Below are 12,410 nucleotides of genomic sequence, written 5' to 3' on the forward strand. Positions count from 1 at the left end.
ACCCACCGACGACTCACAGACCGACAACGATCCACCGGACCCATGACCATCGAACTGACCATCGCCTGCGGCGACCGAGACCTGAACCGAGCGCTCCTGACCGGCGACGTGGAACCGGACGGGGTCGACGCGACGCCGATCCCGGTCTACCCGTCCAACCGCCACCGTCGCTTCTTCGCCGACCGCGAGTTCGACGTCTGCGAGGTGTCGCTGGCGTCGTACCTCTCCTCGCGGGCCCACCCGGAGCAGTACCCGTTCACCGCTATCCCGGTCTTCCCGGCCAAACGCTTCCGGCACTCGTTTTTTTACAGGCACGCCGACGCCGACGTGGACGGACCGGCCGCCCTCGAAGGCAAGAACGTCGGCGTCTCGTCCTGGCAGACGACGGCCAACGTCTGGATGCGGGGGATCGCGGGTGACTTCTACGGGCTCGACCTCGAATCGGTGACGTGGTTCCGGCGGAAGGGCGACGACGTCCCGATCGACGTCCCCGACCGGTTCGACGTCCGCCCGGTACCCGGGAAACACGGCGGCGACGCCGTTGCCGAACGCGAGGACCTCAAGCGGGCGCTGTTCGAGGGAGAACTGGCGGCAGCGATGGACCCGGCGGGGTCGCTGTTCTGGGACGTGGCGGAGTCGGAGCGGGCGGAGTTCGTCTTCGAGGACCCGCTGGCGGCCGAACGGGAGTACTTCGCCGAGACCGGCATCCACCCACCGATGCACGCCGTCGCCATCATGGACGACGTCCTCGACGACCATCCCTGGGTCGCGACCGAGATATTCGACGCCTTCTGTGAATCACGCGACGCGTGCCTCGAACGGAACGCGAGTCCGAGCGCGAACGCGTCGCTCACGTGGGCGCACCTCCACCTCCTCGAACAGCGGCGGATCCTCGGCGAGGACGCCTGGGCGTACGGCCTCACCGACCGCAACCGGCGAGGGCTCGCGAAGTTCGTCGAGTACGCCCACGACCAGGGCCTGATCCCGCGGGAGTACGACGTCGAGGCGCTGTTCGTCGACGGGTTCGCGTGAGTCACAGAGGGGTCGACGCGCTCCCCTGACTCGCGGCGGGGCCGGCGCACTGGCCGCCGCCCGGTATCCGGCCCAGTCGTCCGGACGCGCTGGCCGTCGCGACCGTCCCTCCCACTGCGCTGGAATCCGGGGAAGGCATACCCCCGATGCGGGCGAAATTCCCACACATGACGGTCGAACTGTCGATCGCGCTCGGGGACAGAGACATCTACAAACCGCTGCTGACCGGCGACGTGGAACCGGAGGGGATCGACGCGACGGTGCTCTCGGAGTACCCACCGAAGCGCCACCGCCGCATGTTCGAACACCTGGCGTTCGACGTCTGCGAGGTGTCGCTGGCGTCGTACCTCTCCTCGCGGGCCCACCCGGAGCAGTACCCGTTCACCGCCATCCCGGTCTTCCCGAACAAGCGGTTCCGACACTCGTTCTTCTACAGGCACGCCGACGCGGACGTGGACGAGCCCGCCGACCTCGACGGGAAGAAGGTCGGGGTCCAGTCCTGGCAGACGACGGCCAACGTGTGGGTGCGGGGGATCGCCGCGGAGCACCACGGGCTGGACCTGGAACGGGTCCAGTGGTATCGCCGCCGCGAGGACGACGTCCCCGTCGACGTCCCCGACCGGTTCGACATCCAGCCGGTGCCCGGTGCACAGGAGGGCGACGCGGTCGAGCAGCCCAAGGATCTCCGGGAGATGCTCTTCGAGGGCGACCTAGCGGCCGCGATGGACCCGGCGGGGTCGCTGTTCTGGGACGTCGCCGACTCTGAGCGGGCGGAGTTCGTCTTCGAGGACCCGCTGGCGGCCGAGCGGGAGTACTTCGCCGAGACCGGGATCCATCCGCCGATGCACGCCATCGCAATCAGGGACGAGGTCCTCGACGACCATGCATGGGTCGCAGCCAACGTCTTCGACGCCTTCTGCGAGGCCCGGGACCGCTGTCTGGAGCGCAACACCAGCCCGAGCGCGAAGGCCTCCCTCACGTGGGCGCACCTCCACCTCCTGGAACAGCGTCGGATCCTCGGAGAGGATGCCTGGGAGTACGGATTGACCGACCGCAACCGCCGCGGGCTCGCGAAGTTCGTCGAGTACGCTCACGACCAGGGTCTGATCCCGCGGGAGTACGACGTCGAGGAACTGTTCACCGAGAGCACCGCGCAACTGACCGGATAGAGCGCATTTCCACGGTCGCTTTTCCACGGTCGCTTCCCGAACCTCTCGCGACGGCAGACCGGGCAGGATGGACGCTATCGAGAGCGTCGAAAACGAGTCACGCGAAGCGCCGGGAACCGAGCTACGCGTAGTAGTCGGTGTCGAGGTGATCGGTGGCGAACAGCTCGTCGACGCCGTATCGCTCGGCGGCGACACCCTGTTCGTGAGCGTACTCGGCGAGGGTCTCTATCGTCGCGACGTTGTCCTCGGTGAGCCCGTACTCCCACGGGTCTTCGCCCAGCACCTCCCGCTGTTCGTCGGCGTACACGTCGGCCCAGACGAGCGGTAGCTCGCGTGGGCGGTCGAGCGCCGTCAGCCCGATCTCCTTCGCCCGCTCGAAGGCGTCGAACAGCGGCTGGACGACCCACGGGTGGTCCTCGAGGACATCGTCTCTGAGGACGATCGCGTGCATGATCGGGAAGATCCCGGTCTCGCGGTAGTAGGTCTGCTCGACGGTCTTCGCGTCGTCGAACAGTCGGTCGGCGTTCGCCACGCCCGAGTCGACGGGGTGGAAGATCCCGTCGATCTCCCCGCGCTCGATCAGGTCTTCGAGCAGCCCGATCGTCGACCCCTGGTGGTCGAGGTAGGTCACGTCGTAGGCGTCTGGCACCTCGACGTCGACGATCTCCGACCCGCCGGCGACCCACTCGATCTCGGTCGTGTCGAGACCGTACCGGTCGCGGAGGGTCCCTCGCTGCCAGATACCGGTCGTCGTCTGCCAGTTGACGATCCCGACGCGCTTCCCGGCCAGGTCCGACACGTCTTCGATCCCGGACCCGCGCCGGGCGTACATGTACGCGTGTCTGAACTTCCGAAACGGGAAGACCGGGATCGCCGTGAACGGAAACCGGTCGGTGTTCGCCCGCGTGGCGAGGTAGGTCCCCATCGACAGCTCGCAGGCGTCGAACTCGCGGTTGCGCACCATCCGCGAGAACCGCACCGGGTTCGGGTAGTTGACCGTCGAGAGGGCGACGCCCTCCGGTTCGACGCGACCGTCCCACAGGGGCTGTGTCCACGCGTAGTCGTGGCAGGCGAGGCTGAGATCGAGCGTCATCGAGTCACTCCTCGGTGACCTCGAAGGCCATGTGCAGGGCCGGGAGCGGTCGGACCGGGTGGTTGTCGAGATACGACAGGTGCGGCTTGACGTCGAACTCCGGCTGGTCCTCCTGCATGTCGAAGAGGCTCGGGTAGATGTCGATGAAGTGGTAGCCGGGTTCGCCGGCGGCCCGTAGCTTCGCGCGGACGGTCCCCTGCTTGTCGTCGCCGGCGGTCCCGCAGACGTAGCCCAGCGGCGTGTTGTCGTAGACGAAGAAGGGCGCGTTCTCGTAGATGGTCCAGCCGATGCCGGAGAGTTCGATCTCGATCTCCGTGCCGACGGGTCCCCGAACGGGCGCGAACGTCTCGATCGAGGGCTGCATCATGAAGCCGGTCACGGCGACCTCGCGGCCGTCGACGGCGGCCGTGATGGGTCGGCTCGACCCTTCTGCTCGCGGGATGGCGACCTCGACCTGGAACTCCCCGTCCTCGTCGGTCGTCACGGTGGGGAGCACGTCGGGTTTCGGCTCCGGCGTGATCGGGATCCCCTTGACCCGGTGGCCCTCGTGGCGGTACCAGATCAGGTCGACCTCGGTCTCGGGCGGGAAGTTCGTGCCGGTGAGAAACGCGGTCGTGCCCGCGCGTCCGGAGGTCGGGGAGATCTCCAGCTGAGCCTCGGTGTTCTCGTCGAGTTCCGGGTAGTGGACGCTCATCGGCTGCTCGTCCAGCAGGGGGTCGACCCAGGCGGTCCGCGGCGACTCGTCGGGTTCGGTCACCTCGACCGTCCAGACCGACTGCCGGCCGCCGGCGACCGGGCCGTACGGCGACTGGGTGTTGTTCTGGAGGTACGGGACGCCCTTGTAGTTGCGCCACACCTGGATCACGTGTTCGCCCGGCGGACCGACCGCCCGGATCTCCGCGGTCGCGGTCCCGCGGTTCATCACGCCGGTCATGAACCCGACGTTGCCGTTGTCCCACGACACCTGGTAGTTGTTGGTGACGACGTTCGGGCCGATACCGTAGCCGGTGATCGTGAACGCCTCGCCCAGCGGGGCCTCGGTGCGGTCGATCTCGAACCACGGCGTGATCGAGAACTCCGAGCGCGCCACGGTGTTCCCGTCGCCGTCTTGCACCTGGATCCGGTGGGCCCCGCCGTAGTCCTCCGGAACCGTCCACTCCTCGTCGAACTCGCCGGACCCGTCCGTTCGCACCGTGGCGATCGTGTCGGTGCGGGGCTGGTACTGTGGCCCCACGATCTCATTGGCCTCGAGCACCCCCCAGCGCCCCTCGGTCGAGTTCCAGCGCACCTCGTACTCCTCGCCGGCCGGGAAGTTCCGGCCCTTGAGCGTGATCGTGTCGCCGACGTACCCCTCCTGGTCGCTCAGTACCAGCGTCCCGTCCGACCCGCTGCCGCGCCGGTGGCGTTCGAGGGTCTCCCTGAGGTTGCCGGACACTCCAGTCTCGTCGTCCATGTGCGACCGTTCGGTCCCCCCTCGAATACGTCCACCCCGGATTTTACGCTGACGGTGGACACGGCAAGACTTAAGGAGAACTCGACTGCCGTGAGACGGCGCCGGTTCCTCGCGCTCCGACTCGGTGGCGTCGGGACTGGAAGGGCTGCGCGGCCGGGCCGCAGATCGCACTGGAACGGGATCAGTCTGCGGAAAGAGCGGCGAGGGCGCCGTCAGCCGAGGAACAGGCGCAGACGGGGGTTCTCTTCGACGATGTCCAGTTCCTCGATGCGGTCGTCGAGGCCGAGGATCCGGCCGGCGCCGAACGCGCCGAGTCCGAACAGCAACAGCGCGTAGACGATGTGGTCGTCGATCACCAGGCCGTTCTCCAGCGGCAGCGCGGCCGCCCAGTAGAACAGCATCATCACGGCGCCCCAGAAGGCGCTGAAGCGAACGAACGCGCCGAGTATCAGCGCGAGTCCGATGAGCGTCAGCCCCACCTGGTTCATCGGCGTCAGCAGCCACGCCCAGTCGTTGGCCATGACGGTCCACAGGCCGGTAAACGGGTTGCCCTCGGGGATCGCGTGCAGGAGGAATCCGCGGACGCTCCACTCCGGATCGAGGACCTTCGTGATCCCGGCGTAGAAGAACGTCCAGCCCATGATCACGCGCAGCGAGAACAGCGCGTAGCCGATCCACGTCTCGGAGTACGTGAACTGCACGTCCCAGCCGAACACCTTGGATTCGAGTTCTCTGGTAGCCATCTGTCCGGCTTTACATTCCGCCACTGGCTCAATAAGCCGTGATGTGGTTCCCATCGACTGGGAGAGAACCCCGCGAAACGGGGGCTCGCGGCGGAACGAAACGGTCGATCCGCCCGGGGTCCCCGTTCTCGCCGACTGGGAACCGCGACCGCGTTTGAAGATGTTCGTCCCGGTAGTTACAGGTAGAAGCCGCGATCGAACCGGCGAGTTCCCGAGCGCGTCGGTCGTTCGGGCGCCGAGAGAATCCGCCTGCTCCAACAGCCACAGTGACCATGTTACCAAACCCCTCGCTGTCGATCGTCATCGTCGCGGTGACGACCGCGACGCTCGTCTTCGGCAGCACCATCTCGTATTTCGCGCACCGGGCCGCGAATCGGAGAGAATCGCGCGCGCTCCGACTGTTCAGCTACGGCTTCGGCGCGATCACACTCGGGTTGCTTCTGGGCGCCCTCGGCGCCGTGATGTTCGGACTGGACGCCGAAGGGACGTTACTCGTCCAGGGGCTCCTCGTCGCGCCGGGGTTCGTCCTGTTGCTGCGGTCCCTCTACGATGCCCCGCGGTCGTCGCGTGCCTGAGTACCAGTAGATCGCCGTGGGACGGGGCGCGACGGCGGGATTGAGACTCCCCGGTGGGCTCGGGAACGGGGTCCACGACACCCGTCTCAGAACGTGCTGACTCCGCAGTCGTCGTCGCCTTCGGTCTGTGGGAACCCTTCGCCCGCTCTCGTCTGTCGATGAAGCGCCCCACGTCCGCGTGCGAGCCGGTCCCGGCTAGACGATTCCTGTTGCTTTCGCCATTCCGGATCCGAACAGCGTAGCGCCCCGAAAACGGCCGCGAGAGCGGCAGATCGACTCGGTACCGCTCGATTCACCGGGGCCGCGGCGGTCTGGGAGGGCGGTGGTCCGCCTCAGTCGTGGTGATGGTGGTGATGATCGTGATGCTCGTGATGTTCGGCGCCGCCACGGGTGAACTGCCCGGAGAACGCCCGCTGGACGACCTCGGGGAGCGCGGGGTGGATGTGGACGGACTCCCTGACGTCCGTGACCGTCCCGGACCCGGACTTCATCGCGACGACGACCTCCTGGATCAGCGTCGAGGCGTCGGGGCCGATGATGTGACACCCCAGGATCTGCCCCTCGAGGTCGACGAGGACCTTCACGAACCCCTCGGCTTTCATCGCGTCGCCGCGGGCGGTGTCGCCGTAACGATGCGTGTTAGTGGCGTACTCGCGGCTCTCGGCCCTGAGTTCCTCCTCGCGAGCCCCGACGCCGGCGACCTCCGGCGAGGCGAACACCGCGAAGGGCATCGCGCTGTAGTCGACCGGCTGGAGGTCGTCGCCGAAGATGTTCCAGACCACCGTCTGGGCCTCGTGGTTGGCGTTGTGTTTCAGCAGGTACTCGCCGACGACGTCGCCGAGCGCCCAGACGCCCTCCGCGTCGGTCCGGAGGTACTCGTCGGTCTCGACGAACCCGCGGTCGTCCGTCTCGACACTCGTCGCGTCTAGGTTGAGCGTGTCTGCGTTCGACACGCGTCCGGCGGCGACCAGCAGTTCGTCGCCGGTCACGCTGACGGTGTCGGCGCCGTCAGCGAGCCCCGCGCCCTCGCCGTACTCGTAGGGGTGGGCTTCGATGGTGAACTCGCCGTCTGACTCGGTGACGGACGTGGCCGCGTGACCGGTGTGGACGGTGAACCGGTCGGCGTACCGCTCGGTGAAGGCCGCGGCGACCTCCTCGTCGGCCTCGGGCAGGAGGTTCGGCCGCCGTCCGACGATGGTCACGTCGCTCCCGAACGTCCCGAAAAAGTGGGCGAGTTCGGCCGCGATGTACCCGCCGCCGACGATCACGAGGTGGTCGGGCGGCGTCTCCAGTTGCAGCGCATCCGTGCTCGTCATGTAGTCGACGGCCTCGATCCCGTCGATGTCCGGGATCGCGGGTCGCGACCCGGCCGCGACGAGCACCGTCTCGGCGCGCAGGCGGACGCCGTCGTCCTCCCCGCCGGAGATCTCGACGGTCCGTTCGTCGACGAACCGCGCCTCGCCGTCGAACAGGCTGTGCTGTGGCGACGAACTGAGCCCCCTCCGGATCGACTCCGAGTCGTCGTGGACCTCCTCGGTGACTTCGCGAACGATCCCGGCGAAGTCGACGTCCTCGACCGTCGCGTCGATCTTGAACTCGTCGGCGCGTTCGATCGTCTCCAGCACGTCCGCGTGGTACAGCAACAGCTTCGAGGGGATACAGCCCCGGTTGAGGCAGGTCCCGCCCAACCGTCCCTTCTCGACCACGGCGACCGACTGCCCCTGTTCCGCTGCGACGTTCGCGACGTCGAGTCCGGAGCCCGTGCCGATGACCAGGAAGTCGAATTCCTCCATGTTCCCCCGTACGGGCGCCACAGTAAAGAACGCCGAGTCCCCGGCGGAAGCGATCGAACGGCGTGGAACCGGCGGACCCGCCAGGACAGTCGTCAGTAACCCGGTACCGAGACCCGCGGGTCAGATATAAACGCCCGGAACAGGTATGGTAACACACATCTCACGACGACGATCACGGGGCCGAGGGGACCCACGAGTGCGGGAAGTGCGGCCGGACCTTCGAAACCGCGGAAGACCTCGAGATTCACGCGAGAGAGGAACACGACATGGACGTGTAAGTCGCCGATCCGTCGGGCCGTCTCGTTCTTCGGCCGGGTTTTTCGGTGAAACCGGGGCGTTCAGGGAGTTCGCACGCCCCAGTACACGGGGTGGCTACTCCCGGTTCGCGTCCTCGCGAGGCGGCTGTGCGCGGCCACGGAATCCCCCGGTAGAATTTAGCTACCTGACCACAGTGGTTCGAGCGTGCTATCCGGACTCGGGGTGCCACTCCTCGTCGGGATGGTCGCCGTGGTGTTCGTCGCCGGGGCGGTCAACGGGCTCGCGGGATTCGGCTTCGCGCTCGTCGGGACGATGGCGCTGGCGACGGCTATCGACCCGGCGGCGGCGGTCGTGTTCATGATCGTACCGATCCTCGGCGTGAACCTCTCGCTGATCCGTGAACTCTCGCCCGCCGAACTGCGAACGTGCGGGAAACGGTTCTCGCCGCTGTTTTCCTCGGCGCTCGTCGGCACCGTCGTCGGTCTCCTCGTCCTCGAACGCGTCCCGACGGGCCCACTCAAGGTCGGTCTCGGCGCGGTCTCGCTGGCGTTCGTGCTCAGCGTCCAGGAGGTGGTTCGGGTTCCCGGGCTGGACCGCGCGAAGGCCGGCTGTTTCGTCGAGACGACGCCCGCGATGGTCGGCGTCGGCGCCGTCTCCGGGGCGCTGTTCGGCGGGACGAACGTCGGCGTCCAGCTCGTCGCCTACCTGCGGAGCTGCGACCTCTCTCACGGCGTCTTCGTCGGCGTCGTCGCGATGGCGTTTCTCGGCCTCAACGGCGTTCGGGTCGTCGCGGCGGGCGCACTCGGGCTCTACCCGAGCGCGACGGTCGCGCTCCTGTCGGCCGCCGCCGCTGTCCCGGCGGTCGCTGGCGTGGCGTTCGGCGGGCGCCTCCGGGTCGCAGTTGCGGACCGCCACCGAAGAACGGCAGTTCTGACTCTCCTCACGCTGATCGGGGTCCGGCTCGTGCTCGGCGGACTCGGTATCGCGTGACCCTGTCGGACGTTCGACTCAACGCTCCGAGCGGCCGCTCGTCGGGCCCGCGGCGACGCTGGCCGACGGTCGTGCGCCGATGCGAGACGGACACACGACCAGCGGGGATATATTGCGGCCGCCGACCGATCTACGGACGCGACGACGTGTCGGCGCTCGCGACTGCTGTTCCCCCGGCTGCCCGCAGCGTTCGACGACAGGCCGTCCCCCCGACGTTCGGACGTCCGACCCCTCTGCAGGAAGCGGTGGTCCGTTCCGGACGGCACCGTTTCACGTTCCGGTTCCCGTTCTCCGTCAGTCTCACCCCCAGACAGGCGAGAGCGGGACTCGGACGCTGGAGGTGCCGGCCGCAGCTATTTGTCGATCGATGGAGTATTTCGAGCGCATGAGTGAGACGACCGAGAGTCACGAGTACGAAGTCGTCGTCGTGGGCGGCGGCCCGGGGGGGATGACGGCCGCGCTGTACAGCACCCGGCTGGGGCATCGGACGGCGGTCGTGAGCCGCGGCGGCGGTCGCGCGGCGATGATGCGGGAGACGCACAACCTGCTGGGCGTCCCCGAGACGACTAGTGGCGGCGAGTTCCTCACGGTCGGTCAGGAACAGCTCGAGGGGTACGGCTGCGACGTCCACCGTGACATGGTCACGTCGTGTTCCCGGGACGGCGACGACGGCGATGCGGACGAACGGATCCGGCTGTCCGGTGACAGCGACGACTACGAGGCGGAGATCGTCGTGCTCGCGACGGGATTCAACGACGTCCGCCCGGAGCCGCCGCTCCCGCGAACCGGCCGCGGTCTTCACTACTGTCTGCACTGTGACGCCCACGCCTTCGTCGACGAGTCAGTCTACGTCATGGGACACTCCGAGAGCGCCGCACACGTCGCGATGATCATGCTGAACTTCACCGACGAGGTCGACCTCCTCACCCGCGGGGACGACCCCGAGTGGAGCGACGAGACGGCGGGCGTGCTGGAGCGCCATCCGATCGACGTGATCCACGAGGACGTGACGGGCGTCCAGAACGGCGAGGACGGCTGGCTGAAAGCCCTCGAGTTCGAGGACGGAACGATTCGAGCGTACAGGGGCGGGTTCGCGATGTACGGCGCCGAGTACAACAACGGACTGGCCCGCGAACTCGGGTGCGAGATCAACGACGACGGGACCATCGCGGTCGGCGACCACGGGAAAACGTCGGTCGACGACGTCTACGCCGTCGGGGACTGCACGCCCGGGCACAACCAGATCCCCGTCGCGCTCGGCCAGGGCGCGAAAGCAGGCATCGACGTGCACTTCCGACTCCGCGACTTCCCGCGAGCGCCCGACGAACTCGACGAACTGGGCCCCGTCCGCTCGGAGGAAGTCCCGGGGATCCCCGACGAACTGCTCGAACAGGCGGTCGACTTCCACACGTACGGCTGACCGGGTTCCCGCTCAGGCGTCGAGTTCGCCGTCCAGGAATTCGCGAGCGCGTCGCCTCCCCAGTTCGCGGAGTTCCCCGAGGAACTCCGGGTCCCGGTCGACTTTCGTCGCAGAGTGGTACTGCTTGCCCATGTCGATCCGACGGACGTCCGTCCGCTGGAACTCCCCCGCCGGGAGTTTCCCGGCTTCGACCCACTCGTTGACCTGCTCGATGAACCCGAGTTCCTGATTGAGCGAGATGTTTCCGGAGAGTTCGTTTCGGCGGTCGGCGATGACCTCGGCCGTCGACGGCTCCCCGTCGAACTCCTGGGAATTTATCTGCACGATCCACAGCTCCTCGGGTTTCCGTCCGGGCGGTCGATGCATTAGATCGCTCACCGGCGGATTCTGCGAGAACAGGCCGTCCCAGTGGTAGTGGCCGTGGATCTCGACGGCTTCGAAGAGGTTCGGAACGGCCGCGGAGGCCAGCACCGCGTCGACGGTGACCTCCTCGTCGACGAACGTCTCGAAGACGCCGGCGTTGACGTCGACCGTCCCCACCACGAGTTCGGGCGCCCGTCGCCGACAGAGGTGCGGGATGGCGTCGAAGTCGATGTGGCGCTCGAGTACGTCCCGGATGCGCCGTTTGCCCAGTTCCGGGCCCGGTACCTGATAGGGGCTGACGGCGGGTAGCGGAAAGCCCGCGCTCTCCATCCGCGAGAGCTGCGTTACCACGGCGTTCGTCCAGCGGTCCTGCGCTCCGTCAACCGCGAGGTCGTCCCAGAGGGACCCGAGGAGGGCACGGGCCGTCTCGGGACCCTCCGTGACGAGGCCGTACCACGTCGCGAGCGCGTTGAACGCGCCGCCGGACGTCCCGCTGATACCGACGAGTTCGTACCGGTCGTCCCAGTCGGCGAGCAGTTCCCTGAGGACGCCCGCGGTGAAGGCGGTGTGGCTCCCGCCGCCCTGGCAGGCGATGGCGACGCGCGTCGGATCGGCGGCTGCCTCGCCGCGCTCACTCATAGGTGTGCGTGTACCCGCCGTCGAACAGCAGGTCCGCGCCGTTGAGGTGGCTGGCGTGGCTGGAGAACCCGAAGACGAAGAGGTTCGCCACGTCCGCGGGGGTCATCATCTCCTTCGTGCGGGCCTGTCCGAGCATCACGTCCTCGACCACCTCGCGCTTCGAGATGCCCCGCTCGTCGGCGGTGTCTTCGATCTGGTTCACCATCAGCGGCGTCAGGACGTAGCCGACGCTGACGGAGAACCCGCGGAGGGTCCCGTCGCCTTCGGCGGCGATCGCACGAGTGAGGCCGGTGATACCGTGTTTCGCCGTGATGTACGCGGGTTTGTCCTTCGTCGCGTAGTGGCCGTGGACGGAGGACATGTTCGCGATCGCGCCGACGCCGTCGTCGGTCTCGCGGACGTGAGGCATCGCAGCCTGGGCCATCTTGAACGGTGACCGGAGCATGACGTCGGTCAGGAGGTCGTACTTCTCCATCGGGAACTCCGCGATACCGGCGATGTGTTGCATGCCCGCGATGTTCGCGACGAAGCGCAGCGCGCCCTCCTCGGCGGCGGCGGCGACGACCGCTTCCACGTCGTCGTCGTCGGTCAGGTCCGTCGGGACGGCCACGAACCGCCCGTCGACACCGAAGTCGTCGACCACGTCGGCGGTCTCCGTCAACCCGTCCCCGTCGATGTCGGCGCCGACGACGGTGAGGCCGTTCGCCGCGAGTGCGACCGCCGTCGCGCGCCCGATGCCGGAGGCCGCACCGGTCACGACGGCGACCGTATCGCCGGTGAAATACGGGTCTTCGAGCCTGAGCAAGTCCGATGCTGTCAGTTCAGGAGCCGTGAGGTCGAGTTGCGTCTCGCTCATAGCATGTCATGTAGTCCCATGGGGCT

Annotated in this window: 11 protein-coding genes; 5 read left to right on the top strand and 6 right to left on the bottom strand. The window is 67.6% G+C overall.

Annotated elements, in window-relative coordinates:
* Positions 1–42 precede the first annotated feature (42 nt).
* The gene (locus ACMGFE_RS10225; protein ID WP_436925055.1) at positions 43–1,032 is read left to right on the top strand and encodes a substrate-binding domain-containing protein; all 990 of its coding nucleotides are present in this window, start codon (positions 43–45) and stop codon (positions 1,030–1,032) included.
* Positions 1,033–1,199: 167 nt separating this feature from the next.
* On the top strand, positions 1,200–2,201 hold the full coding sequence (locus ACMGFE_RS10230) for a substrate-binding domain-containing protein (protein ID WP_436925056.1): 1,002 nt from the start codon (positions 1,200–1,202) through the stop codon (positions 2,199–2,201).
* A gap of 121 nt (positions 2,202–2,322) precedes the next feature.
* Here the strand turns inward: ACMGFE_RS10230 and ACMGFE_RS10235 are convergent, their stop codons facing one another.
* The 3 genes from ACMGFE_RS10235 to ACMGFE_RS10245 all read right to left on the bottom strand — a co-directional run bounded on the left by ACMGFE_RS10235 (position 2,323) and on the right by ACMGFE_RS10245 (position 5,490).
* Positions 2,323–3,294, bottom strand: a complete 972-nt coding sequence (locus ACMGFE_RS10235) for a substrate-binding domain-containing protein (protein ID WP_436925057.1) — start codon at positions 3,292–3,294, stop codon at positions 2,323–2,325.
* A gap of 4 nt (positions 3,295–3,298) precedes the next feature.
* Entirely contained in the window at positions 3,299–4,747 is a 1,449-nt protein-coding gene (locus ACMGFE_RS10240) for a hypothetical protein (RefSeq protein ID WP_436925058.1), read from the bottom strand.
* Positions 4,748–4,959: 212 nt separating this feature from the next.
* Entirely contained in the window at positions 4,960–5,490 is a 531-nt protein-coding gene (locus tag ACMGFE_RS10245; protein WP_436925059.1) for a DoxX family protein, read from the bottom strand.
* Positions 5,491–5,762: 272 nt separating this feature from the next.
* Here ACMGFE_RS10245 and ACMGFE_RS10250 point away from each other — a divergent pair, with 272 nt between their 5' ends.
* A complete protein-coding gene (locus ACMGFE_RS10250; RefSeq protein WP_436925060.1) occupies positions 5,763–6,065 on the top strand; it encodes a DUF7521 family protein in 303 nt (100 codons plus the stop codon).
* Between the two features lie 332 nt (positions 6,066–6,397).
* On the opposite strand, the gene ACMGFE_RS10255 is transcribed toward ACMGFE_RS10250, so the two are convergent.
* Positions 6,398–7,858 (bottom strand): dihydrolipoyl dehydrogenase, encoded by a 1,461-nt coding sequence (locus tag ACMGFE_RS10255; RefSeq protein ID WP_436925061.1) that lies wholly within the window; start codon positions 7,856–7,858, stop codon positions 6,398–6,400.
* A 498-nt stretch (positions 7,859–8,356) separates the two neighbouring features.
* On the opposite strand from ACMGFE_RS10255, the gene ACMGFE_RS10260 reads away from it, so the two are divergent.
* The gene (locus ACMGFE_RS10260) at positions 8,357–9,106 is read left to right on the top strand and encodes a TSUP family transporter (protein WP_436925173.1); all 750 of its coding nucleotides are present in this window, start codon (positions 8,357–8,359) and stop codon (positions 9,104–9,106) included.
* 385 nt (positions 9,107–9,491) lie between these two features.
* Positions 9,492–10,526, top strand: a complete 1,035-nt coding sequence (locus ACMGFE_RS10265) for an NAD(P)/FAD-dependent oxidoreductase (protein WP_436925062.1) — start codon at positions 9,492–9,494, stop codon at positions 10,524–10,526.
* A gap of 12 nt (positions 10,527–10,538) precedes the next feature.
* On the opposite strand, the gene ACMGFE_RS10270 is transcribed toward ACMGFE_RS10265, so the two are convergent.
* Both ACMGFE_RS10270 and ACMGFE_RS10275 read right to left on the bottom strand, forming a co-directional pair.
* A complete protein-coding gene (locus ACMGFE_RS10270) occupies positions 10,539–11,528 on the bottom strand; it encodes a patatin-like phospholipase family protein (RefSeq protein WP_436925063.1) in 990 nt (329 codons plus the stop codon).
* Positions 11,521–12,384 carry an SDR family oxidoreductase gene (locus ACMGFE_RS10275; protein WP_436925064.1) on the bottom strand — a complete coding sequence of 288 codons (864 nt, stop codon included), beginning with the start codon at positions 12,382–12,384 and terminating at the stop codon, positions 11,521–11,523. Before ACMGFE_RS10275 ends, ACMGFE_RS10270 begins: the two co-directional genes overlap by 8 nt.
* Positions 12,385–12,410: the final 26 nt, after the last annotated feature.

This window comes from Halosimplex amylolyticum, from assembly GCF_051414035.1.
Taxonomy (GTDB): Archaea; Halobacteriota; Halobacteria; order Halobacteriales; family Haloarculaceae; genus Halosimplex; species Halosimplex amylolyticum.

Bases quoted from the DNA above. Each gene is read 5' to 3' on its own strand.
- ACMGFE_RS10225 (WP_436925055.1), top strand. From the start codon at position 43: ATGACCATCGAACTGACCATCGCCTGCGGCGACCGAGACCTGAACCGA.
- ACMGFE_RS10230 (WP_436925056.1), top strand. From the start codon at position 1,200: ATGACGGTCGAACTGTCGATCGCGCTCGGGGACAGAGACATCTACAAA.
- ACMGFE_RS10235 (WP_436925057.1), bottom strand. From the start codon at position 3,294: ATGACGCTCGATCTCAGCCTCGCCTGCCACGACTACGCGTGGACACAG.
- ACMGFE_RS10240 (WP_436925058.1), bottom strand. From the start codon at position 4,747: ATGGACGACGAGACTGGAGTGTCCGGCAACCTCAGGGAGACCCTCGAA.
- ACMGFE_RS10245 (WP_436925059.1), bottom strand. From the start codon at position 5,490: ATGGCTACCAGAGAACTCGAATCCAAGGTGTTCGGCTGGGACGTGCAG.
- ACMGFE_RS10250 (WP_436925060.1), top strand. From the start codon at position 5,763: ATGTTACCAAACCCCTCGCTGTCGATCGTCATCGTCGCGGTGACGACC.
- ACMGFE_RS10255 (WP_436925061.1), bottom strand. From the start codon at position 7,858: ATGGAGGAATTCGACTTCCTGGTCATCGGCACGGGCTCCGGACTCGAC.
- ACMGFE_RS10260 (WP_436925173.1), top strand. From the start codon at position 8,357: ATGGTCGCCGTGGTGTTCGTCGCCGGGGCGGTCAACGGGCTCGCGGGA.
- ACMGFE_RS10265 (WP_436925062.1), top strand. From the start codon at position 9,492: ATGAGTGAGACGACCGAGAGTCACGAGTACGAAGTCGTCGTCGTGGGC.
- ACMGFE_RS10270 (WP_436925063.1), bottom strand. From the start codon at position 11,528: ATGAGTGAGCGCGGCGAGGCAGCCGCCGATCCGACGCGCGTCGCCATC.
- ACMGFE_RS10275 (WP_436925064.1), bottom strand. From the start codon at position 12,384: ATGAGCGAGACGCAACTCGACCTCACGGCTCCTGAACTGACAGCATCG.